Origin of the sequence: Streptomyces sp. NPDC005374 (genome assembly GCF_042872225.1) — a bacterium.
Taxonomy (GTDB): Bacteria; Actinomycetota; Actinomycetes; order Streptomycetales; family Streptomycetaceae; genus Streptomyces.
The window spans coordinates 283,750-306,199 of the sequence record NZ_JBIAKA010000002.1; the positions used below are offsets into that span (position 1 = coordinate 283,750).

Below are 22,450 nucleotides of genomic sequence, written 5' to 3' on the forward strand. Positions count from 1 at the left end.
CATGTGAAGGGAAGCTTCCGCATGCCCGCTCTGACGACGTCCTCCGACGGTTTCCTCCTGCACGGCGAGCCGTTCCGGATCATCTCCGGAGCCATGCACTACTTCCGGATCCATCCCGACCAGTGGAGCGACCGGCTGCGCAAGGCCCGGCTGATGGGCCTCAACACCATCGAGACGTATCTGCCGTGGAACCTCCACGAGCCCGTGCCGGGTGAGCTGGTCCTGGACGGCATCCTCGACCTTCCCCGCTGGCTGCGCCTGGCCCAGGACGAGGGCCTGAACGTCCTGTTGCGCCCGGGTCCCTTCATCTGCGCCGAGTGGGACGACGGCGGTCTGCCCGCCTGGCTGCTCGCGGACCCCGACATCCGGCTGCGCAGCAGCGACCCCCGCTTCACGTCGGCGTTCGACGGCTACCTCGACCGGCTCCTGCCGGCACTGCGCCCGTTCATGGCCGCGCACGGCGGTCCGGTGATCGCCGTGCAGGTGGAGAACGAGTACGGGGCCTACGGCGACGACACCGCGTATCTCAAGCACGTCCAGCAGTCGCTGCGGGACCGGGGGGTCGAGGAGCTCCTGTACACCTGCGACCAGGCCAACGCCGAGCACCTGGCGGCCGGCAGCCTGCCCGGCACGCTCGCCACGGCCACCTTCGGCAGCCGCGTCGAGGAGAACCTGGCCGCGCTCCGCGCCCATCAGCCCGAAGGCCCGCTGATGTGCTCGGAGTTCTGGATCGGCTGGTTCGACCACTGGGGCGGCCCGCACCACGTGCGGTCGGCCGCCGACGCCGCGGCCGACCTGGACCGTCTGCTGTCGGCGGGCGCCTCGGTCAACATCTACATGTTCCACGGCGGCACCAACTTCGGCTTCACCAACGGCGCCAACCACAAGCACGCCTACGAGCCCACCGTCACGTCCTACGACTACGACGCCCCGCTCACCGAGAGCGGCGACCCCGGCCCCAAGTACCACGCCTTCCGCGAGGTCATCGCCCGTCACACGGCCGCCGCCGACGAGCCGGCCCCGGCGCCCGCGCCGAAGCTCCCCGTGACGGACGTCGACCTCGACCGCCGGGCGCCGCTGCTGCCGTACCTGCGCGGACTGCCGTCGACGAGCACCGAGACCCCCGTGACGATGAACGAGCTCGGCCTGCACACGGGTTACGTGCTCTACCGCACCACGCTTCCCGGCTCGGGCGACGGTCTGCTGCACTTCCCCGGCGGGGTCGGCGACCGCGCCCAGGTCTTCGTGGACGGCGCCGCCTTCGGCGTACTGGAGCGGGAGCGGCACGACGAGACGCTGTCCGTGCGCGTGCCGCATGCCGGGGCGGTCCTCGAAGTGCTCGTGGAGAACATGGGCGGGGTCAACTACGGTCCGCGCATCGGGGCGCCCAAGGGGCTGCTCGGCCCGGTGTCCTTCCAGGGCACCGCCCTGCGGGACTGGGAGTGCCGGGCCGTTCCCCAGGACGGCCTGGACACCGTGCCGTTCGGCCCGTCCGACGCGGGTACGGACACCGTGCCCGCCTTCCACAAGGGCACGTTCGAGGTGGCGAGCCCGGCCGACACCTTCCTCTCGCTGCCCGGCTGGACCAAGGGACAGGCCTGGGTCAACGGCTTCCACCTCGGCCGCTACTGGAACCGCGGCCCCCAGCACACGCTGTACGTCCCGGGTCCCGTACTGCGCCCCGGCACCAACGAACTGGTGCTGCTGGAACTGCACGCCACCACCGGGACCCGCGCCCAGCTCACCGACACGCCCGACCTCGGACCGGAGAGCGACTGATGACCCGCCCGCACCGGCTGCGCATCCCCACCCCCGCCGGGCCTCCGCTGACCGGGCACCTGCCCTTCGCGGACGCCCCCGGGGTGCCCGATCCGATCGAGGTCACCAGCCGCTGGCTCACCAGGGGCGGCCGCCCCTGGTTCCCGGTGTCCGGCGAGTTCCACTACTCCCGCTACCCCGCCGGGGAGTGGGAGGAGGAGCTGCTGAAGATGAAGGCGGGCGGGGTCACCGCCGTCGCCAGTTACGTCATCTGGATCCACCACGAGGAGACCGAGGGCCGCGTCCGCTTCGACGGCGACCGCGATCTGCGCCGCTTCGCCGAGCTGTGCGCCCGGCACGGCCTGGACTTCGTCCCCCGGATCGGCCCCTGGTCCCACGCGGAGGTCCGGGGCGGCGGCCTGCCCGACTGGGTGCTGGCCCGGGACTGCACACCCCGCACCGACGACCCGGTGTACCTGGACGCCGTACGCCCCTGGTTCGCGGCGATCGCCGAGCAGTTGAGGGGCCTGGACCGCGCCCACGGCGGACCGATCGTGGCGGTCCAGATCGAGAACGAGCTGTACGACCAGCCGGGTCATCTGCTGACGCTGAAGCGGATGGCCCAGGAGGCCGGCCTGAGCGCGCCCCTGTGGACGTCGACCGCGTGGGGCGGTGTCCAACTCCCGCCGGACGAACTGCTCCCGCTGTACGGCGGTTACACCGAGACCTTCTGGACGGAGGCCGACGGCGGCTGGCCCGACACCTGCCGCAAGCACTTCTTCTTCACCCACCAGCGCGACGACGAGGGCATCGGATCCGACCTGCGGCCCGTGACCGTGCGCGGCAGCGAGCCGGACGCCTTCGCGGACCGGTTCCCCTGGGCCACCTGCGAGTTGGGCGGCGGTATGGCGGTGTCCTACCACCGCAGGCCCCACGTCGACCCCGACGACATCGGGGCGCTCGGTCTCACCAAGATCGGCTGCGGTTCGGTCTGGCAGGGCTACTACATGTTCCACGGCGGCACGAACCCGCCGGGTGAGCTGAGCACCCTCCAGGAGTCGCACGCCACCGGCTATCCCAACGACCTGCCGGTCCTGACGTACGACTTCCAGGCGCCGCTCGGCGAGTACGGCCAGTACCGGCGCACCTACCACGAACTCCGGCTCCAGCACCTGCTGTTGGCGGACTTCGGGCACCTGATCGCGCCCATGGGGTCCGCGCTTCCGGAGCTGCGGCCGGACGGGCAGTCGGACCGGGACACCCTGCGGTGGGCGGTGCGCGGTGACGGCGGCTCGGGGTTCCTGTTCGTCAACAACCACCAGCCGCACGAGCCGCTGCCGGAGCATCCGGACACGTCCTTCACGGTCGAGTTCCCTTCCCCTGCAGGCGAGTTGACCTTGCCCGGCACTCCCGTCACGATCCCGACCGGCGCGTACTTCTGCTGGCCCCTGCGTCTCGACGTGGCCGGTCTGCGGCTGGAGTGGGCCACCGCACAGCCGGTGTGCACGCTCGATGTCGACGGACGGACGGTCCTGGTGCTGGCGGCGACGGACGGCATCGAGCCCGAACTCGCCCTGGACGCCCGCACGGTGGCCGCCGTCTCCACCCCTTCCGGGGATGTCACCCCGGTCGACGACCGGCTGATGGTGACCGGCCTGCGTCCCGGCACCGACGCCCTCGTCGAGGTGGACACGGCCGGCGGCGAGCGGGTCGGCCTGCTGGTGCTGGACGCGGCGACCGCCCGTACCGCCTACCGGGGCACGGCGTGGGGCGCCGAGCGGCTGGTGCTGAGCGCGGACGGGGTGGTCTTCGACCGGGACGAGGTACGGCTGCACGGTCCGGGGACGGCCACGTCGTTCGCCGTGCTGCCCGCACCGGAGCGGGTGCCCGCGGTGGACGGCGTGCCGTCGGAGCCGGACACGGACGGGGTGTTCACCCGGTACGCGGTCCCGGCGGGGGACGTCGAGGACTTCGCCGCCGAGGTCACCCTCGTCCGGGCCGCAGGGCCGGCCCCCGAGACCGTCACCGGCGTCCTGGGCCGGGCGAGCGCGCCGGACGACAAGCACTTCGACACCGTGGCCGCCGAGTACCGCGTCGAGGTTCCGGACGCGCTGCCGCCCGGAACGCTGCTGCGGCTGCACTGGAGCGGGGACGTAGGGCGGGCGTACGTGGGAGACACGCTCGTCGCCGACCAGTTCTTCTCGGGGCGCGTCTGGGACATCGCCCTGGACCGGCTTCCCGCGGACGAGCTTCGGGCCGTAGGTCTGCGGCTGCGGGTACTGCCGCTGCCCGCCCGGGCCCCGGTGCATCTGCCGGAACAGGCGGGCGGCGCCGGGGAGAAGGCCGCCGTCACCCGCGCGGACTGGATCACTCGCCGCTCGCGGTCGGTCCGGGCGGGCTGACCTGCTCCTTGTCCGTTTCGAGGGCCCGGTGCCGTGGCCGGTTCCTCGAGACGGTCCCGCCTATGCTGTGCTCCCCGAGGGGGCCGTCACCGCACCACCACGTCGAGGGAAGCGCCATCATGACCCCGAACGCCGCCGAAGGAGCTGCCCCCAAGGGGCGCAGCCGACGCAACTTCGCCGGCTCGCGCCCGGTGATGGACGACGTGGCCCGGCTGGCCGGTGTCTCCAAGCAGACCGTGTCCCGGGTGCTCAACGAGCATCCGTCCGTCCGCCCCGAGACCCGTGAGGTGGTCCTGACGGCCATGCGGACCCTCGGTTACCGGCCCAGCCGCAGCGCCCGGTCGCTGGCCAGCGGCCGGACCCGGATGGTCGGGGTCATCACCTTCGACGCGGCCCGCTACGGGCCCTCCGCGATCCTGACGGCGATCAACACCGCGGCCCAGGAGGCCGGTTACCTGCTGAGTTCCATCTCCCTGGACACGGCCGAACGCGACACGGTCGTCGAGGCCGTCGGCCGGCTCTCGGCCGAGGGCGCGGACGGGGTGATCGCCATCGCCCCGCAGTTGTGGGTGGGCCACGCCCTGGCGGACACCCGTCTGGACACCCCTCTGGTGGTGCTGGAGAACGGCTTCGACGCCGAGACCGAGCGGGTCACCGGCGACTCGCGGGAGGGTGCGCGCAAGGCCACGGAGCATCTGCTGGGCCTCGGTCACCGGACCGTCTGGCACATCGCGGGTCCCAGCGGCTGGACCTCCGCCGACCACCGGCTGACGAGCTGGCGGTCCACCCTCGAAGCGGCCGGTGCGCCGGTCCCCGAGCCGCTGTTCGGCGACTGGAGCGCCGACTCCGGCTACCACCTGGGCCGTCGGCTGGCCCGGCGCGCGGACGTCAGCGCGGTGTTCGTCTCCAACGACCAGATGGCCCTCGGCGCCCTGCACGCCTTCCAGGAGGCGGGCCGCTCGGTGCCGGGCGAGATCAGCGTGGTGGGGTACGACGACATCCCCGAGGCGGCGCATCTGCTGCCGCCGCTGACGACCGTGCGCACCGACTTCGCGGAGATCGGCACGCGTTCCCTGCGCCTCCTGCTGAGCCGCATCGACGACTCGGCGGAACCACCCCGCGCCGATTCGCTCGTCCCGGTCGACCTCGTGATCCGCGCGAGCAGCGGTCCGGCGCCCGAAAGCTGACCCTGCCCTTCACGCCCGCACCTCCCTCAGCGCGTCGCCGATGAGGGCGATGCCCTCGTCGCTCTCATGGGCGGGGCCCGCCGCGTAGCCGAGAACCAGACCGGGCGGTCCGGGGCCGATCCGGTGCCAGGACAACGGGTGCGCCTTGACGCCCCGGGCGAACGCGGCCGCGGCCAGGTCGGTGTCGCGCAGGCCGGCCCCCCACTCGTCGAAGGTGACCGTGAGGTGCAGTCCGGCGGCGGCTCCGTGCACACGGGCGCCGGGCAGGTGTGCCTCGACGGCGCGCAGCATGGCGTCCCGGCGTCGGCGGTGGCGCCGGCGGACATGGCGCAGATGCCGTTCCAGCTCGCCGGATTCCATCAGCCGGGCGAGGACGAGCTGGGTCAGGACGCCGTTGCCGAGGTCGGCGTACCGCTTGGCCGTCACGACGGCGTCCAGGCGCTGCGGCGGGACGAGCAGCCAGCCCACCCGGAGCGCGGGCGCGAGCAGTTTGGAGACGCTGCCCGCGTAGCAGACGCCGTCGGGCATCAGTGAGCGCAGGGCCGGCACCGGCGGTCGGTCGTAGCGGTGCTCGGCGTCGTAGTCGTCCTCGATGACGACCCCGCCGTCGGCCGCCCAGTCCAGCAGCTCGCGCCGGCGTTCCCCGTCGAGGACGACACCGGTGGGGAACTGGTGGGCCGGGGTGGTCAGCACCGCCCGGGCGCCACTGGCACGCAGTGCGCCCACGTCGAGGCCGCCCGCGTCCACCGGGACGGGGACCAGCGTGTGACCGGCGTACTCCAACTGCTGGCGCGCGCCCAGCGATCCGGGGTCCTCGACGGCGATACGGCGGATGCCCTCCGCCCGCAGCAGCTGTCCGAACAGGACGAGGGCCTGCGCCACTCCGGCGACCACCACGACCTCGTCCGGATCGGCGCGGATGCCTCGGTTGCGGGCCAGCCAGCCGACCACGGCCCGGCGCAGGGCGGGGGCGCCCCTGGGGTCGCCGTAGCCGAAGTCGGCCGGGGTGAGGCCCGCGAGGACGGCACGCTCGGCGCGCAGCCATGCGGTGCGGGGGAAGGCGGCGAGGTCGGGCAGGCCCGGGGAGAGGTCGATGCGGCACGGCAGGGCGCGCAGGGCGTCGACAACTCCGTCGCGGACGGCCGAGCCGAAGAGCGCGTGGCCGGGGCGTGCCGGACCGTTCGCGGTGTGGACGCGGCCGTGGGGCGCGGCGGGCGCCGCCACGACCACCGTGCCGAGTCGGCCGCGACCGGCGATCTGGCCGGACTCGGCGAGCCGTCGGTAGGCCTCGGTGACCACGCCTCTGGTGACACGCAGCTCCTCGGCGAGCACACGGCTGGCGGGCAGCCTGGTGCCGACGGGCAGCCGGCCGTCCGCGATCGCCGAGCGCAGGCGGTCGGCGAGCCAGGCCGTACGGCCGCCGGGCGGCGCCTGGCCGGCGTCCAGCTGGAGGAAGTCCGAGCCGATGCCCGGCTGCGGCTCTTTGGACCCCTTGGATGGTGGGGTTGTGGACCTGCCCATGACGTCCATTGTGGGGGCAGGGTGGACGGCATGGACACCCCTTCCACCTCGTTCACCCGACTCGTCCCCGGCATGATCGGGATGACATTCGTCGGCAGCAGTGTCACCGTCTCGCACACCCTCGTGGACGCCCCCTTGTTCAGCACCCAGGCCGTCCGGTACGTGGCAGCGACCGCGCTTCTCGTGGTCCTCGCCCGTTTCGCCGGTGCCCGCCTGGTGTGGCCGCGCGGGTGGGAGTGGCTGTGGCTGGCCGGGCTCGCCGTCACCGGTCTGGTGCTGTTCAACGTGGCCGTGGTCCGGGGCGTCGCACATGCGGAGCCCGCGGTGATCGCCGTCGCGGTGGCGTGCGTGCCGCTGCTTCTCGGGGTGATCGGCCCTCTGCTGGAGCGGCGCAGGCCCAGTCGGCAGGTCCTGCTCGCGGCGCCCGTGGTGATGGCGGGTGCGGTGCTGGTGGAGGGGACGGGCCGCACGGACGCGGTCGGGGTGGCCTGGGCGGCGCTCGCCCTGGGCTGCGAGGCGGCGTTCACACTGCTGGCAGTACCGGTGCTGGGACGGCACTCGCCGTGGGGGGTGTCCGTGCACGCGACATGGCTGGGCGGAGCACTGCTGGCCGTCCTCGGCGTGACGCGGGAAGGGCCTTCGGCCGTGCGGGAGTTGACGGGGGTCCAGTGGGCGGCCGTCGGCTATCTGACGCTGCTGGTGACGGCGGTCGCGTTCGTCCTGTGGTACTCGACGGTACGTTCCGTCGGGGCCGGGCGCGCCGGGCTGCTCACCGGCATCGCGCCTCTGGCGGCCGCGGTCGTCAGCGCCGCCACGGGCACGGGCGTGCCGGGACCGACGGTATGGCTGGGCATCGCCGTGGTGATCGTCGGCCTCGTCGTCGGTCTGCGGCCACGAACGGTGCCCGCCGCTCAGTTGACCCCTGTCGGTCGCGGGGACACCGCGGCATCCGAAGGCAGGAGCCCTCGGACTCCTGCCTCCCGGTAACCGGATCACTCGTCGTTCACCCAGCGCATGAGCCGCTGCAGTGGGTAGAAGCCGTCGTGGGAGAGCCCAGGTGGCATGCCGCCCGCTCTGCCGAGGGACACGACGCGCTGGACTCCGGCGCAGGCGAGGGCGTCACGCAGTTCCGCCTTGCGGGCGTCGGGGTAGACGCCGACCGTCTGGGTGGCGACACCTGCGTGCGGGACGGCTTCGGACAGCGCGGCGACCGGGACGACGTTGACGATCTTCCCGTCGGGATGGAAGTCCACCGGTTCCGGAGAACGGATGACCAGGCCCCGGCCGTCGTATCCGCCCCACACCCGGTAGTCGGGGGCGAGGAAGCGCAGTACGTCGATCTCCTCGCGGAGTTCCGGGGCCACCTGCGGGCCGTCGGCCGAGCTGAACTCCCGGGCGACGCCTAGGCGTTCGCACAGCAGCGCGGCATACCGGTCGGCGTCCTCCTCCGTGCCCTCGACGAACTGGAAGCGGCTGGCCACGCACGCCTGCTGGTTGAAGAACGTGGCGTCGGCGGCGCCCGCGTCGGCAGCCAGGGCCAGCGAACCGGGCGAGTCGAAGGCCTCGCGGCCGATCAGCGAGATGGAGGTCTTCGGGTCGAAGGACACCAGCTCGAACCCCGGACCGACGTACCGCAACGCCCCGCGGATCGTGGCCTCGCCGCCCCAGGCGACCAGTTTGTCGAAGAACTGCGGGCGGAACAGCACGCTCTCCACGCTCTCGTCGCCGCCGCGCCAGTACGCGGCGGAGAACGAACGCACCACGGGGTGACCGGGGGCCACGGCGGCCATCGTGCGCAGGATGGCGGTCGCCGTGAACAGGTCGTTGGAGGGCAGCTTGAGGAGGTTGACGCCCTTGGTCAGCGCTCCGCGTACGACGGACATCGCGGCGACACCCGGTGCGTTGCCCGCGATGATGTGCACCAGGCGCGGCGGGAACGCGCGGGTGGCGGCGACGCGCTGTTCGGGCAGCCGCACCTCCCGCCAGCCGTCCAGCACCTCCGCGCCGCCGAGTTCGTGGTCGATCTGGGCGTACAGGCCCGGCCGTTGGAAGGTGCGCCACAGGGCGGCGTAGGCGCGTTCCAGGACCTCGGCGGGCAGCGGGCTGACCCGCGCCATGCGGTCCAGGGCCTCGGCGAGCAGGCCCTCGCGGTCCGCCCTGAGGGCCTCGCCGGTCTCGACGAGCAGGTCGACGATCTCCGCCACGGGCACATGGAAGGCCGGGCCCGGTTCGGTGCGGGGCCACACCAGGCGGTCCAGGTCGAGCGCGGGTGCGGTGAAGGTGGCGTCGGCGCGGCCGTGGGTGGTGCGCGGGCCCGCGTCGACCTCGCCGCGGATCACGTGGACGACGGCCACCGGGTCCGCCGCCGTGCCGCCGAGTGTCGTGGGCGTCATCCGTGGATCATCCCCCGCACATAGGAGTCGAGTGTCGCGGCACAGGTGATCTTGTCGTCGCCGCCGAGGTCGCCGTAGCGCCGGATGTTCGGCAGGACGGTGGGACCCGCTCTGCCGCAGTCGCACGGTGAGAAGTTCACGAAGACCCGGTCACCGCTGATGAGTCCGCCCCAGCGGCCCTCCAGGGAGACGTCCAGGAACGCGAACCGCCCCTCCACGACGCCGTGTTCGGGGTTCAGGAGTGTCTCGCCCGGCTCGTCGAGGACGAGCGGGATCACCCACGGCGGTATGTGGTAGTTGCCCTTCTCGCAGGCGAGGCAGGAGCCCTGGAGTTCCGTCATGCCGTAGCTGCGCACGCGCCGCACTCCGGCGTAGAAGGCGGCGAACTGCGCCTGGTAGTCGTCGGGCAGCGCGCGGCCCTTGTTGCCGCCGCCGCTGAGCACCAGGGTGTCGGGGTGCAGGCTCCCGTCGGGCACCCCTCGGGCGCGGAGGGCCTGGATCAGGGCGAACTGCTGGTTGTTCATCCCGGCGATCAGCAGCGGCTCGTCGCGATGGGCGGCGATGTCGTCGACCATGCGGGCGACGGCCACTCCCAGCTCCTGCTCCCGCGCCTCTGACCCCGTCTCGAAGGAGCTGATCTCCTGCGGGGTCGCGGTGCCCTCCGCCATCCGGCGGCGCAGCAGCGCGCTGCTCATCAGCTCCGAGACCCGCATCGGGTCCTCGGTGAGCAGCAAGGTCTCCTCGGGCCGGGCGAAGACGTCGGCGTGCCACCGGAAGCCGTCTATGGAACGCATCGGGCCGCTCGCCGGCGCGAGGAGGTAGCCGCGGCGGGTGGGCTTGGGCGGCAGCGGATCGGGCCAGCAGGTGAGGTGTTCGAGGATGTCGTGCAGGAAGTACAGGTCGCTCGCGGCGCAGTTGAGGAAGGACACCTTTCCGGACGTGCCGCTGGTGATGTAGGGGCGGTGGCCGGCGGCCGTGATGCGGTCGGTCCACTCGTCGATGTCACGGACGCCGGCCACGTCGACGTCGCCCGGTTCGACCGCCGACACGGTGGTGTACCAGCGCAGGAGCCGGTCCCACCGGCCGGCGGTGATGAGGGAGACGGGGTACGACTTGTAGCTGGTGTGGGAGAACAGCAGCGGCACGAGGTCGGTGAGACCGGTGATCTCGTGCACGCCGGTCTCCTGTGCCCGGGTGCGCAGCAACGGGACGCGCGCCCGGTGGGCGGTGAAGGCCTCCCGTGCGGCTTCCAGCTGCAACTCCCGCAGCTCGTCGCGGGGTTGGTCGAAGGCGTCGCCGGACAGGACCAGGGCTCGGATCTGATCGCGTGTGCTGGGCAGGGCACCCACCTCAATCGGTTGTGACAGTTGTCTTGTCGGCGAGGGTCTTGTCGGCTCGTGCCGTCCCGGGTCCTGACGTCACGGCGCCGGTCCTCTCGGCGCCGGTCCCTTCGGCGAGATAGGACGACTCGATCGCGGCCAGGTCGCCGCGCAGTTCGGCCGGGGTGCCGGTCATCGTGATGCGGCCGCGGTGCAGGACGTACACGCGGTCCGCGATGTCCAGCACCTTGCGCACATGCTGTTCGACGAGCAGGGCGCCGAGGCCCCGGTCGGCCGCCTCGCGCACCGCGCGCAGGAGACGGTCGACCACGAGCGGGGCGAGACCGAGGGACAGTTCGTCCGCGAGGAGCAGCTTGGGGGCGCGGCCCAGGGCGCGGGCCAGCGACAGCATCTGCTGCTCGCCGCCGGACAGCATGCCCGCGCCCGTGTTCAGCCGTTTCTCCAGTTCGGGGAAGAGGTCCAGGGCGAGCCGGGTCGGCACGCGGCCGACCCGCAGGTTGTCGGCGGTGTCGAGCCGGGTGAAGACGGCCCGCTCACCGACGTACGCGAGGCCCTGCCGGGCACGGCGATGCAGTGGTGCCCGGCCGGCATCGCCCAGCCAGCGCACCTCGCCGCCCATCGGGGCCAGGTCGCCCGACAGGGCCCGGAGTGTGGTGGTCTTGCCGGCGCCGTTGGGGCCGAGCAGGGCGACCACCTCGCCGGGCCTGACCTCCAGGTCGAGATCGCGTACGACGGGTTGAGTGCCGTATCCGGCGGACAGGGCGCGGGCTTCGATCAGGGGTGGTGCGGTGTCGTGCACGGCCGTCCTCCTCCGGTCAGCCGGCCGACATCGCCGTCAGCATCTTGCGGACGTCGACGAAGGTCGAGCCCTTCTTGGCCCATTCGATCTTCCCGTCGCGGATGGTGAGTTCGGTGGCCGTCGTGTTGTGGATCCGGTTCAGCCCCTTGATCGGCAGGGCGGTCGACGACTTCCAGTTCAGGGGCGGGGTCAGCCCGCCGGTGTCGATGCCGGAGGTGCTGTTCAGTTCCTTCACGAGGGCCGCGGAGGACACCGTCGGCAGCTTCTCGGCCGCCTCGGTGAGGACCTTGAAGGCCACCCAGGTCGTCTCGTTGGCGCCGTTGCTGGTGTCGATGTCCGTGCCCTTGGCGGCCTGCACGAAGTTCTTCCAGACGGCGTCGGAGGTCGGCGGGTAGTAGCCGGTGATCGCGGCGCCCTCCAGCGGGCTGCCACTGCCGCCCGTGCTCGCGGCGAGCTCCGGGGTGAGGTTGCCGACGACGCTGGCGAGCTTCGTCTTCGCGCCGGACTGTATGTACGACTTCACGAACAGGCCCGAGGCGGTGCCCATGATGACGCTCACGCAGTCGCTGCCCTTGGTCGCGGCGGCGACCTGCGGCGCGAGGTCGGTGGCGGTGAGCGGCACCTTGATGTCCTTGGGTGCCGACCCTCCGGCCGAGACCGCGCCGAGGGTCAGGAACTGGGAGACGACGGCGGCCGCGGCCACGTCGTACCGCACCCCGGAGATCTTCTTGCAGCCGTTCTGGACCAGCTGCTGTCCGTGTGCCGCGAACACCGCCGGGGTGCCGCCGTTGACCGGGAACGACAGGGGGTTGGAGAACTCCGCCGCGGAGACGCCGGTCCCGCCGAGGTAGGGGATGCCGGCCTTCTGGAGGATGGGCATGTAGCGGTCGCCGGCGAGGCTGTAGGAGCCCACCACCGCGACCACCTTCTCGGCGACCGCCTGCTGGGCGCACTTCTCCGCCTCGTCGGGGTCGTTCTTCTCGTTGCAGGTGAGGACCTTGAGCGGACCGCCCTTGATGCCGCCGTTGGCGTTGATCCACTTCTCGTAGGCCTGGGCGGTCTGCCGGACCCCGGGCTGGGCGCTGCCCTGGGTGTTCTCCGGGTTCCACACCATCACCTTGACCGGTGCGCCCTTCAGGGCCGACGCCTGCGTCGCGCTGTCGGACGCCTTCCCGCCGCAGCCTGCGGCCAGCAGGGCTCCGGTCACCGCGAGACAGGTCGCTGCGGCGGTTCTGCGTCGGCGTGAGTCGTTCATGGTTCCTCCGCGGGGGCTCTTCGTCGAGTTGGCGAACAGCATGGGGTGCGTTTGGAGGTTAGTGAAGTACTCTCGGCACAATTATTTAAATGAATGCACTTTTCCGACTCGCCTCTGGGAGGTTCCCCGATGGACGACATCCTGCGTTTCGCACTGCTGGGCCTCGGGCTCGGTGCGCTCTACGCGCTCACCGCGCATGGCATCGTCCTGGTCTACCGGGGCTCCGGCGTCCTCAACCTCGCGCACGGCGCGATCGGCATGGCGGGCGCCTACGTGCAGTGGGAACTCTCCGTCCGGCACGGCGTCCCGTACTGGCCCGCCACCGCCTGCGGGGTACTCACCTCCGCCGCTCTGGGCGTGCTGACCCATCTGCTGGTGCTGCGCCCGCTGCGCCGCGCGTCCGTCCTGGCCCGGCTGGTCGCCACGCTGGCGGTGTTCATCGTGCTCACCGCGATCGCCGTCAAGCGCTACGGCGACAGCCTGCAACTGGTGCCGGGCAAGCTGCCCACCAAGCTGCTGACCATCGCCGGGGCGACGGTTTCCGAGGACCGTCTGTGGCTGCTCGGCATCGCGCTCGCCGTGACCGCGGTCCTCCATCTCCTGTACAGACACACGCTGTTCGGCCTCGGCACCACCGCGGTCGCCGAGAACGAGGGCGCCGCCGCCTCGCTCGGCTGGTCCCCCGACCTGATCGCCACCGGCAACTGGGCGCTGGGCTCGGCGCTCGCGGGACTGACCGGCATCCTCATCGTGCCGGTCATCGGCCTGTCGGTGACCGGCCTGACCACCCTCCTGCTGAGCGCCCTGGCCGCCGCCCTGGTCGGCAGGTTCTCGTCGTTCCCGGTCACCCTGGCGGGCGGTCTGGTCGTCGGGGTCGTACAGTCCGAACTCACCCGTTTCGGCTCCGGCGTCACCGGTCTCGCCTCGTCGGTGCCCTTCCTCTGCATCGCCCTGGTCCTGGTCGCACGCGGCCGGGCGCTGCCGCTGCGCGGAACCTTCCTGGACCGGCTGCCCGCCCTCGGCACCGGGCGGGTTCGCCCCGTGCCGCTGGCCCTGTCCGTCGTGGTCGGACTGCTGCTGGTGAGCCTGTCGACACCGCTGTGGGCCGACGCCATCACCAGCACGCTGGTGCTGTCGCTGATCATCCTGTCGATCGTGGTGGTCACCGGATACGCGGGCCAGGTCTCCCTCGCCGCCTACGCCCTCGCCGGGACCGGCGCCTTCATCGCGGGACACGCGGCGGCCGACTGGGGCTGGCCGTTCGAACTCGCCCTGCTGGCAGGTGTGTTGGGGACCGTCCCGATCGGCCTGCTGTTCGCGCTCCCGGCGGTCCGCACCCGCGGCGTCAACCTCGCGATCATCACGCTCGGACTCGGCACCACGCTGGAGGCGATGGTCTTCCAGAACACCGACCTGTCGACGACCACGGGCAGCGACGGCATCGCGGTGGGCAAGCAGAGTCTCTTCGGCATCAGCATCTCCGGAGTCGACCACCCGCAGCGGTACGCCGCCGTCGTGCTCGTGCTGTTCGTCGCCACCGCCCTCGTCGTCGCCAACGTACGGCGCAGCCGCACCGGGCGCCGACTGATCGCCGTACGCGCCAACGAGCGGGCCGCCGCCGCGCTCGGCATCGACGTCCGCGCAGCCAAGCTGTACGCCTTCGGCCTGTCCTCGGCCATCGCCGCGCTCGCCGGCGTGCTCACCGGCTTCCGCTCGACCTCCGTCGTCTTCTCCGACTTCGCCTCCTTCGACTCCATCACCGCCCTGGGGCTCGCGGTCATCGGCGGCACCGGCTTCCTCGTCGGACCGCTGTTCGGCGCGACCTTCGCCGCCGGTACGGTCGGCGCGCGGTTCGGGGACCTGGTGCTGCCCGGACTGAGCGACTGGATGCCGCTGATCGGCGGGATCATCCTGGTGCTGACCCTCGTGGGCAACCAGGACGGCATCGCGAAGGACGTCGGCAGACCGGCGGAGGCCCTCCGCCGCAGGCTGTCCCCGAAGCGCGGACGCCTCCCCGGCGAGCGGCCCCGAACCGTGCCGACGGGAACGGAGGAGCCGACCGCGCCGGACCTGCCTCGCGCCGCGCCCCTCCCCCTCCACGTCCGGGACCTGACGGTGCGCTACGGCGGTGTCGTCGCCGTGGACGGGCTCTCGCTGGACGTCGAGCCCGGCCGGGTCGTGGGGCTCATCGGTCCCAACGGCGCCGGCAAGACCTCCGCCATCGACGCCGTCACCGGGTTCACCCGGGCCGCGTCCGGCGAAGTACGCCTGGGCGACCGGGAGGTGACGCGCCTGCCGGTGCACCGGCGGGCCTCGGCAGGCCTGAGCCGGTCCTTCCAGTCGCTGGAACTGTTCGAGGACATGACGGTCCTGGACAACCTGTACGCGGCCTGCGACCGGCCCGGCCGATGGGCCTGGCTCACCGATCTGATCCGCCCGGGCAGCCGCCCGCTGCCCGCCCATGTCCTCGTCGCCATAAGGGAGTTCGGGCTTCAGGACAGTCTGGACCGGCCGGTGGGCGACCTGTCGTACGGGGAGCGCAGGCTGCTGGCCATCGCCCGTGCGGTGGCGGCCTCCCCGTCCGTGCTGCTCCTCGACGAACCGGCCTCGGGGCTCTCGGACGACGAGACCCGGGAGCTGGCCCACCTGGTACGACGGCTCGCCGAGGACTGGGGCATGGGGGTGCTGCTCGTCGAGCACGACGTCGACATGGTCATGAGCGTCTGCGACCAGGTCGTCGTGCTGGACTTCGGGCGCCGGATCTGCGCGGGTACGCCGGAGGAGGTGCGGGGTGATCCGGCGGTGCGGGCCGCCTACCTGGGCGATCTGGAGCCGGAGCCCCTGGCCTGAAACGGAGCAGGAGGCGCCTCCCGTGCGGAAAGCGCCTCCTGCTCCTTTGTGCCATTCAGGCGTCCCGCAGGTCGGCGACGTACGGCTGATGGGACAGCAGACCGCCGTCCACGCGCAGGGTGTGCCCGGTGATGAAGGCCGACTCGTCGCAGGCGAGGAAGACGACCGCCGAGGCGACGTCCTCCGGACGGCCCAGACGCGGGGTGAGGTGATGGCGCAGCATCGCCTCCCGGATCGCCCCGTGCGCCGAGCCGGAGCTCGCCGGCGTGACGATGAACCCCGGCGCGATGGCGTTGCAGCGGACGCCCTGCTTGCCGTACTGCGTGGCGACGTACTGCGTGAGGTTGATCAGGGCGGCCTTGGAGGCGCCGTACGCCGGGTTGCGCAGGTCGCCCGCGAGACCTGAGCCGGACGAGGTGTTGATGATCGAGCCACCGCCCCGGGCGATCATGTGCGGGACGGCCGCCTGGATGGCGACCATGGTGCCGCGCACGTTGATCCGCATCGTGTCGTCCCAGACCGCCGGGTCGGCCTCCGTGACGGCGAGGTCCTGACGGGCGGCGAGATGCGTGGCCGCCGCGTTGTTGTGCAGGATGTCGAGACCGCCGTACGTGTCGACGGCCGTGGCCACCATGGCTCGTACGCTGTCGATGTCCCCCAGGTCGACGGTGACCGCCGTGGCGGAGCCTCCGGCGGCGCGGATCTCCTTCGTCACCGCCTCGGCGCCGCCCGTGTTCAGGTCGGCGACGACGGTGTGGGCTCCCTCCGCCGCCACCCGGTGTGCGGTGGCGGCGCCAATGCCGGAGGCGGCCCCGGTGACGACCGCGATCTTGCCCTGGAGTCGTCCCATGCTCAACCGCCCTTCCTAGTCGGTGAGTTCGTTGCCGACGATGGAGACGAAGGAGACGCACTCGCCGGGTCCGCCGCCGAGGTTGTGGGTCAGGGCGAGCGAACGCCCCTCCGCCACGGATGCCACCGTCCGCTCGGGCGGTGCCTCGCCGCGCAGTTGGAGCCACGCCTCGAACATCATGCGCAGGCCTGAGGCCCCGATGGGGTGCCCGAAGGCCTTCAGTCCGCCGTCCGGGTTGACCGGCAGTGAGCCGTCCAGGTCGAACGAACCGCCGTTGACGTCCTTCCACGCCTCGCCGCGTGCGGAGAACCCGAGGTCCTCCATCAGGACCAGCTCCGTGGGCGTGAAGCAGTCGTGGACCTCGGCGAGGGCGAGTTCGGTGCGCGGGTCGGTGACACCGGCCTGCCGGTAGGCCTCCTGGGCGGAGGCGACGACCTCGGGGAAGGAGGTGAAGTCGTACTCGGGGTCGAGGAGCCCGTCCGCCGGTCCGGCGACGAAGGACAGCGCCTTCACGAAGATCGGCTTGTCCGTGTACTTGTAGGCGTCCTCGGCGCGGACCACGATCGCGGCGGCCGAACCGTCGGAGACGCCCGAGCAGTCGAACACACCGAGCATGCCCGCGATGATCGGGGCCGACCTGATGCGCTCCAGCGGGACCTCCTTGCGGAACTGGGCGCGGGGGTTACGGGCCCCGTTGACGTGGTTCTTCCAGGCGATCCGGGTGATGACGTCCTTCATCTCCTCGTCCGCGAGGCCGTACTTGGCGGCGTAGGCGGGCGCGAGGAGGGAGAAGTTGGCCGGGGCGGTGATCTCGCCGCGGCTGTCGTCGCCGGCGCCCGGGATGGCGGTGCCGGACAGCCCGGACATCCCGGAGTCCTTGAGCTTCTCCACGCCGACGGCCATGGCCACGTCGTACGCCCCGGACGCGACGGCGTAGCAGGCGTTGCGCAGGGCCTCGGAGCCGGTCGCGCACATGTTCTCGACGCGGGTGACCGGCTTGTTGGGAAGGTGGAGCGCCCGGCTCAGGGTCAGCCCGGACACCCCGGAGGCCTGCGTGCCGAACCAGTACGCGTCGATGTCGTCGAGGGTGACGCCGGCCGAGGTGACCGCCTCACCGACGGCGTCGATCAGCAGGTCCTCGGCCGAACGGGTCCAGTGCTCGCCGAAGGGCGTGCAGCCCATGCCGACGATCGCGACCCGGTCCCGGATTCCGTGCGAGCTCATCCGTGTGTCTCCTCGGTCTCGCCGCCGGTGCGCACCGGCCGGGCCTTCCAGAAGTAGTTGTGGACGCCGGCGGCGGTGACCGTGCGCCGGAACGTCATCTCGACGCGGGCGCCGATGACGGCGTCCGCCTCTGTCGCGTCGGTGAGCTGGCAGCGGAACCGGCCGCCGCCGTCGTAGTCGACGACCACGACGAGCATCGGCGGACTCGGTGTGTGGGCCAGCCGGTCCACGGTGAACGTGGCGACCGTGCCGCGCACCTGCTCCATCGGCTCGTCGGTCATGGCGTCGACGCTCCGGCAGGAGGAGCACACCCGGTCCGGCGGCAGATGCCGGGTGCCGCACTTGTCGCAACGGGAGGCGACGAAGCCGTACTTCCAGGCGGTACGGCGGTGTGCGGGCGGGGCGTAGGGCGGCTCGGGGTCGGGGCGCCGCGGTGGCTCACGGTCGAGCAGGCCGCGCCAGGTGAGGTACGTGGCGTACGGCATCGGGGCGCTGCCCGCGGCGATCTGGGCGGCGACCGGGCGGGCGCTGCGGTGGGCCGGGAGCGCGTCGGTGGTGCGCAGCAGGAGGACTCCGGCGCCGTCGCCGAGCACCACGAGGGCGATGGTCTCGCCGGGTGCGGCACGGTCGAGGACGTCGGCGAGGAGCAGGCCGGGCTGGGCGGTGCCGGCGTTGCCGATCGCGCCGGTGAGGTCCGGGGTCACCGCCTCGGGACGTACCCCGGCCGAGCGTCGGACCGTCGCGCACGCGCGGGCGTGCAGGCCGGAGACGACGAGGTGGTCGATGGCGCCGCGCTCCAGACCGGCCTGGTCGAGGGCGGCGGTGAGTGCCTTGTCGGCGAGGGAGACGTAGATCTCCTCGGCGAAGCGTTCCTCCCAGACCCGGGAGGCGGGGGCGCCGGGCAGCCGCCAGCGGTCCAGGATCTCGTCGCTGACCGTGTCGTGGGCGAGCAGCTCGGCGAGGACGGGGGCGCCGTTGCGGTGGCCGCCGAAGACGAACGCCGCCGCCCCGTCCCCGCCCGCGACCTCGTCGTTTCCGCCGGGCAGCCCGGTGCGCAGGTCCGACAGGACGGCCAGGGTCGGCACGGCGGAGCGGGCGGCGGTGACCAGCGCGCCGAGTCCGGAGCGTACGGAGCCCGCCATGTCGACGGCGAGCACGTGCTCGTCGAGGCGGAGCGCGGCGTGGACGGCGGTCGCGTTGGTCTTGTCGAGGTAGGCGGGTGCGGCGGTGGCGAGGAAGAGCTGGCCGACGCGGGGGCGCAGGCAGTCGCGGGAGAGTGCGGTGCGGGCGGCTTCGACGGCCATGGACGTGGTGTCCTCGTCGTAACTCGCGACCGCCCTCGTCCCCTTGCCGGCCGGGGTTCCGAGGGTCGACGCGACATCGGCGCGGGCGAGGCGGTGGTACGGCACATGGGCGCCGTACGCGATGAGTCCGGGCATCAGCGTCCTCCAGGAGCGTGGTTGCCGGTGCGTTCGAAGATGGCTGCCAGGCCCTGTCCGCCGCCCAGGCACATGGTCTCCAGGCCGTAGCGGGCCTGGCGGCGGTCGAGTTCGCGCAGCAGGGTGGCGAGGATGCGTCCGCCGGTGGCTCCGACGGGGTGGCCCAGCGAGATGCCGGAGCCGTTGACGTTGAACCGCTCGAAGTCGGCGTCGGTCAGGGCCCATTCACGGGTGCAGGCCAGGACCTGGGCGGCGAAGGCCTCGTTGAGTTCGATCAGGTCGATGTCGGAGAGCTTCAGCCCGGCGCGCTCCAGGGCCTTGGCCGTGGCGGGTACGGGCCCGATGCCCATCGTCTGTGGCGGCACGCCCACGACGGCCCAGGAGACCAGGCGCGCCAGGGGGCGCAGTCCGAGTTCGGCGGCGCGTTCCGGGTGGGTCACGACGCAGAGCGAGGCGCCGTCGTTCTGTCCGCTGGCGTTGCCGGCCGTGACGGTGGCGTCCGGGTCCTGGCGGCCGAGCACCGGCCGCAGCTTCGCGAGCTTCTCCAACGAGGAGTCGGGGCGCGGGTGTTCGTCGGTGTCGACGACGGTCTCGCCCTTCCGGGTCCGTACGGTGACGGGCACGATCTCGTCGGCGAAGCGACCCGCCGCCTGGGCGGCAACGGCCTTCTCGTGGGAGCGCAGGGCGAGTTCGTCCTGTTCCTCGCGGGGGATGGCGTACTCGCGTCGCAGGTTCTCGGCGGTCTCCAGCATGCCGCCGGGCACGGGGTGGTTGACGCCGCCGGAGGTGACGCGGCCGCGGGCCAGCCGGTCGTGCAGGGTGGTGCCTGCGCCGCGTACGCCCCAGCGGACGTCGGTGGTGTAGAACTCGGCCTGGCTCATGGACTCGACGCCGCCGGCGAGGACGAGGTCGCTCGCTCCGGTCTGCACCTGCATCGCCGCGTTGATGACCGCCTGGAGGCCGGAGCCGCAGCGGCGGTCGATCTGGAGTCCGGGCACCTCGACCGGGAGGCCGGCGTCCAGGGCGGCGACGCGGCCGATGGCGGGTGCCTCCCCGTTGGGGTAGCACTGGCCGAGCAGGACGTCGTCGACGGCCGCAGGGGGTATCCCGGTGCGTTCCAGGACGGCGCGGACGACCGTGGCGGCGAGTTCGGCCGCCGTCACGTCGCGGAAGACTCCGCCGTAGCCGCCGACGGGGGTACGCACGGGTTCGCAGATCACCGCGTCACGCATCGGTCATGCCTTTCATCAGCGGGTTCGGGGCTCACATGTACCGGCCGCCGGTCACCTCGACCACGGCTCCGGTGATGTAGCTCGCCATGTCGGAGGCGAGGAAGAGGACGACCTGGGCGACCTCGGCGGGCTCGCCCGCGCGGCCCAGGGGAATCTCGGCGAGCTTCGCGTCCCAGGCGGCCGGGGGCATCGCCTCGGTCATGGCGGTGCGGATCAGGCCGGGCTGTACGGCGTTGACGCGGACGCCCGCCTTGGCGAGTTCCTTGGCGGAGGCCTTGGTGAGGCCGACGAGTCCGGCCTTGGCGGCGCTGTAGTTGGTCTGGCCGAAGTTGCCGACCTTGCCGGCGATGGACGAGATGTTGATGATGCTCCCGCCCTGTCCGTGCGCCCGCATCGCCTCGGCGGCGTACCGGGTGCCGTTCCAGGCGCCGGTGAGGTGGACGTCGATGACGGCGCGGAAGTCGGCGAGGGGCATCTTGCGCAGGGTCGCGTCCCGGGTGATCCCGGCGTTGTTGACCATGACGTCGACCGGGCCGAAGGTCTCGGCGCAGTGGGCCACGAGGGCTGCGACCTCGCCCTCGTCGGTGACGTCGCAGCGCAGCGAGGTGGCGGCCACGCCGTTCTTGGCGAGGCGTTCGGCGGCCTCGGCGGCGGCGGCCTCGTTGATGTCGCCGAGGACGATGCGTGCGCCCGCGCCGCCGAGGACGCCGGCGATCTCGAAGCCGATGCCCTGTGCGCCGCCGGTGATCACCGCGTTCCGGCCGTCCAGCAGTCCCATGTCCGCCCGCCCCTGGCTCGACGCTATTCCTGTTAAATAGATAACCTATTATGCTGAAACAATCAATACAGCGACCAGCTGTGCGGGCGGGGCGTCGGACGAGGAGCGAACACAGGTGGACATCAGCTATCCCCCGGAGACCGGGACGTTCCGTGCCGAGGTCAAGGCGTTCCTGGCCGAGTCGCTGCCGCCGGACTGGAAGGGCATCGGCGCCCTGGACGAGGACGCGGCCTGGGCCTTCGCCCGCGACTGGCGCGGCCGGCTCGTCGAGCGCGGCTATCTGTCCCTGACCTGGCCGAAGGAGTACGGCGGCCGGGGCCTGTCCAAGCTCCACCAGGTCGTCCTGATGGAGGAACTGGCCCTGGCGGGCGTGCCGTTCGGGTTGCCGCAGGACACCTTCGGCGTGAAGATGCTGGCGAACACGCTGCTGCGCTGGGGCACGGAGGAGCAGAAGAGCCACTTCCTGCCCCGCATCCTCAGCGGTGAGGACACCTGGTGCCAGGGGTACTCGGAGCCGGACGCCGGTTCCGATCTGGCCTCCCTCAAAACCCGCGCGGTGCAGGACGGCGAGGAGTGGGTGATCGACGGCCAGAAGGTGTGGACGTCCGGCGCCCATCACAGCGACTGGATCTTCGTCCTGGCCCGTACGAACCGGGACGCGTCCAAGCACCGCGGCATCTCCTTCCTCCTGGTCCCGCTCGACCAACCCGGCGTCGAGGTACGGCCGTTCCGCATGATGAGCGGGCAGCTGCACTTCAACGAGGTGTTCTTCAGCGGCGCCCGCACCCGCGCCGACCTCGTCGTGGGGGGTGTGGACAACGGCTGGACGGTGGCCCAGAGCCTGCTGGGCATCGAGCGCGGCGAGGAGGCGGCGACCAACCCGATCCTGTTCCGGGCCGAGGTGGAGCGGCTCGTGCAGCTGGCCCGGCAGTACGGCAGGGACCAGGACCCGGTCATCCGGCAGCGGATCGCCTGGTGCTGGTCCAAGGTCGAGATCATGCGCTGCCTCGGCTACCGGATCCTCACCGGCTGGCTCAAGGGCGCCGAGCCCGGTCCCGAGTCGTCGATCGCCAAGCTGTACTGGAGCGAGTACCACACCGAGGTCACCGATCTGGCGATGGACATCATGGGCCTGCACGGCCAGGTACCGGTCGGCCGGCCCCCGTTGCGCACCTACCGCACCGACGACCCCGGCGCCGCGAACTCCTCGGCGTCCTGGTCCACGACGTACCTCATCGCCCTGTCGGGCACGCTCTACGCGGGCACCTCCCAGGTCCAGCGGAACATCCTTGCGGAGAAGGTCCTGGGGCTGCCGCGCGAGCCGCGGCTCACGGCTCCGTAGAGCCCTCGACGGCGCCGAGCTCCGGGACCGGACGCGGGCCGGTGCCGGGGCGCCAGCCCGCGTCGAGTTTGCGCAGCCCA

16 protein-coding genes are annotated in these 22,450 nt (G+C 72.1%); 6 read left to right on the plus strand and 10 right to left on the minus strand.

Annotation, left to right across the window (positions count from 1 at the left end; genetic code table 11):
- Positions 1–21: 21 nt before the first annotated feature.
- From ACFYRX_RS06765 to ACFYRX_RS06775, 3 genes are all read left to right on the plus strand, one after another.
- A complete protein-coding gene (locus tag ACFYRX_RS06765) occupies positions 22–1,779 on the plus strand; it encodes a glycoside hydrolase family 35 protein (protein WP_389097232.1) in 1,758 nt (585 codons plus the stop codon).
- Positions 1,779–4,160 carry a beta-galactosidase gene (locus ACFYRX_RS06770; protein ID WP_389097233.1) on the plus strand — a complete coding sequence of 794 codons (2,382 nt, stop codon included), beginning with the start codon at positions 1,779–1,781 and terminating at the stop codon, positions 4,158–4,160. The genes ACFYRX_RS06765 and ACFYRX_RS06770 overlap by 1 nt, the downstream gene beginning before the upstream one ends.
- Positions 4,161–4,279: 119 nt before the next feature.
- The gene (locus ACFYRX_RS06775; RefSeq protein ID WP_389097234.1) at positions 4,280–5,347 is read left to right on the plus strand and encodes a LacI family DNA-binding transcriptional regulator; all 1,068 of its coding nucleotides are present in this window, start codon (positions 4,280–4,282) and stop codon (positions 5,345–5,347) included.
- 9 nt (positions 5,348–5,356) lie between these two features.
- On the opposite strand, the gene ACFYRX_RS06780 is transcribed toward ACFYRX_RS06775, so the two are convergent.
- On the minus strand, positions 5,357–6,877 hold the full coding sequence (locus ACFYRX_RS06780) for a PLP-dependent aminotransferase family protein (protein WP_389097235.1): 1,521 nt from the start codon (positions 6,875–6,877) through the stop codon (positions 5,357–5,359).
- A gap of 21 nt (positions 6,878–6,898) precedes the next feature.
- Between ACFYRX_RS06780 and ACFYRX_RS06785 the strand changes: the two genes are divergently transcribed.
- Entirely contained in the window at positions 6,899–7,855 is a 957-nt protein-coding gene (locus ACFYRX_RS06785) for a DMT family transporter (RefSeq protein WP_389097236.1), read from the plus strand.
- A gap of 5 nt (positions 7,856–7,860) precedes the next feature.
- Here ACFYRX_RS06785 and ACFYRX_RS06790 read toward each other — a convergent pair whose 3' ends face one another.
- Genes ACFYRX_RS06790 through ACFYRX_RS06805 form a run of 4 tightly spaced genes read right to left on the minus strand, consistent with a single transcriptional unit; the run spans position 7,861 to position 12,655 of the window.
- Positions 7,861–9,261 carry an acyl-CoA reductase gene (locus tag ACFYRX_RS06790; protein WP_389097237.1) on the minus strand — a complete coding sequence of 467 codons (1,401 nt, stop codon included), beginning with the start codon at positions 9,259–9,261 and terminating at the stop codon, positions 7,861–7,863.
- The gene (locus tag ACFYRX_RS06795) at positions 9,258–10,610 is read right to left on the minus strand and encodes a hypothetical protein (RefSeq protein WP_389097238.1); all 1,353 of its coding nucleotides are present in this window, start codon (positions 10,608–10,610) and stop codon (positions 9,258–9,260) included. Before ACFYRX_RS06795 ends, ACFYRX_RS06790 begins: the two co-directional genes overlap by 4 nt.
- Before the next feature lies 1 nt (position 10,611).
- Positions 10,612–11,400: an ABC transporter ATP-binding protein gene (locus ACFYRX_RS06800; protein ID WP_389097239.1), complete on the minus strand. Its 789-nt coding sequence runs from the start codon at positions 11,398–11,400 to the stop codon at positions 10,612–10,614.
- A gap of 16 nt (positions 11,401–11,416) precedes the next feature.
- Complete coding sequence (locus ACFYRX_RS06805) at positions 11,417–12,655, minus strand: ABC transporter substrate-binding protein (protein ID WP_389097240.1); 1,239 nt, start codon at positions 12,653–12,655, stop codon at positions 11,417–11,419.
- A 129-nt stretch (positions 12,656–12,784) separates the two neighbouring features.
- Between ACFYRX_RS06805 and ACFYRX_RS06810 the strand changes: the two genes are divergently transcribed.
- A complete protein-coding gene (locus ACFYRX_RS06810) occupies positions 12,785–15,505 on the plus strand; it encodes an ATP-binding cassette domain-containing protein (RefSeq protein ID WP_389097241.1) in 2,721 nt (906 codons plus the stop codon).
- 55 nt (positions 15,506–15,560) lie between these two features.
- Here ACFYRX_RS06810 and ACFYRX_RS06815 read toward each other — a convergent pair whose 3' ends face one another.
- The 5 genes from ACFYRX_RS06815 to fabG are packed head-to-tail and all read right to left on the minus strand — an operon-like array spanning position 15,561 to position 21,028.
- Positions 15,561–16,355 (minus strand): SDR family NAD(P)-dependent oxidoreductase, encoded by a 795-nt coding sequence (locus ACFYRX_RS06815; RefSeq protein WP_389097242.1) that lies wholly within the window; start codon positions 16,353–16,355, stop codon positions 15,561–15,563.
- Between the two features lie 15 nt (positions 16,356–16,370).
- A complete protein-coding gene (locus ACFYRX_RS06820; RefSeq protein WP_389097243.1) occupies positions 16,371–17,579 on the minus strand; it encodes an acetyl-CoA acetyltransferase in 1,209 nt (402 codons plus the stop codon).
- The gene (locus ACFYRX_RS06825; RefSeq protein WP_389097244.1) at positions 17,576–19,018 is read right to left on the minus strand and encodes an OB-fold domain-containing protein; all 1,443 of its coding nucleotides are present in this window, start codon (positions 19,016–19,018) and stop codon (positions 17,576–17,578) included. Before ACFYRX_RS06825 ends, ACFYRX_RS06820 begins: the two co-directional genes overlap by 4 nt.
- Positions 19,018–20,250: an acetyl-CoA C-acetyltransferase gene (locus ACFYRX_RS06830; protein ID WP_389097245.1), complete on the minus strand. Its 1,233-nt coding sequence runs from the start codon at positions 20,248–20,250 to the stop codon at positions 19,018–19,020. Before ACFYRX_RS06830 ends, ACFYRX_RS06825 begins: the two co-directional genes overlap by 1 nt.
- A gap of 31 nt (positions 20,251–20,281) precedes the next feature.
- The gene (gene fabG / locus ACFYRX_RS06835; RefSeq protein ID WP_389097246.1) at positions 20,282–21,028 is read right to left on the minus strand and encodes a 3-oxoacyl-ACP reductase FabG; all 747 of its coding nucleotides are present in this window, start codon (positions 21,026–21,028) and stop codon (positions 20,282–20,284) included.
- Between the two features lie 115 nt (positions 21,029–21,143).
- On the opposite strand from fabG, the gene ACFYRX_RS06840 reads away from it, so the two are divergent.
- Positions 21,144–22,370, plus strand: coding sequence for an acyl-CoA dehydrogenase family protein (locus ACFYRX_RS06840; protein WP_389097247.1), 1,227 nt, complete (start codon positions 21,144–21,146; stop codon positions 22,368–22,370).
- Positions 22,371–22,450: the final 80 nt, after the last annotated feature.

Excerpts from the sequence above, each read along its gene's own strand:
- ACFYRX_RS06765 (WP_389097232.1), top strand. The coding sequence starts at position 22 with ATGCCCGCTCTGACGACGTCCTCCGACGGTTTCCTCCTGCACGGCGAG.
- ACFYRX_RS06770 (WP_389097233.1), top strand. The coding sequence starts at position 1,779 with ATGACCCGCCCGCACCGGCTGCGCATCCCCACCCCCGCCGGGCCTCCG.
- ACFYRX_RS06775 (WP_389097234.1), top strand. The coding sequence starts at position 4,280 with ATGACCCCGAACGCCGCCGAAGGAGCTGCCCCCAAGGGGCGCAGCCGA.
- ACFYRX_RS06780 (WP_389097235.1), bottom strand. The coding sequence starts at position 6,877 with ATGGACGTCATGGGCAGGTCCACAACCCCACCATCCAAGGGGTCCAAA.
- ACFYRX_RS06785 (WP_389097236.1), top strand. The coding sequence starts at position 6,899 with ATGGACACCCCTTCCACCTCGTTCACCCGACTCGTCCCCGGCATGATC.
- ACFYRX_RS06790 (WP_389097237.1), bottom strand. The coding sequence starts at position 9,261 with ATGACGCCCACGACACTCGGCGGCACGGCGGCGGACCCGGTGGCCGTC.
- ACFYRX_RS06805 (WP_389097240.1), bottom strand. The coding sequence starts at position 12,655 with ATGAACGACTCACGCCGACGCAGAACCGCCGCAGCGACCTGTCTCGCG.
- ACFYRX_RS06810 (WP_389097241.1), top strand. The coding sequence starts at position 12,785 with ATGGACGACATCCTGCGTTTCGCACTGCTGGGCCTCGGGCTCGGTGCG.
- ACFYRX_RS06815 (WP_389097242.1), bottom strand. The coding sequence starts at position 16,355 with ATGGGACGACTCCAGGGCAAGATCGCGGTCGTCACCGGGGCCGCCTCC.
- ACFYRX_RS06820 (WP_389097243.1), bottom strand. The coding sequence starts at position 17,579 with ATGAGCTCGCACGGAATCCGGGACCGGGTCGCGATCGTCGGCATGGGC.
- ACFYRX_RS06825 (WP_389097244.1), bottom strand. The coding sequence starts at position 19,018 with ATGCCCGGACTCATCGCGTACGGCGCCCATGTGCCGTACCACCGCCTC.
- ACFYRX_RS06830 (WP_389097245.1), bottom strand. The coding sequence starts at position 20,250 with ATGCGTGACGCGGTGATCTGCGAACCCGTGCGTACCCCCGTCGGCGGC.
- fabG (WP_389097246.1), bottom strand. The coding sequence starts at position 21,028 with ATGGGACTGCTGGACGGCCGGAACGCGGTGATCACCGGCGGCGCACAG.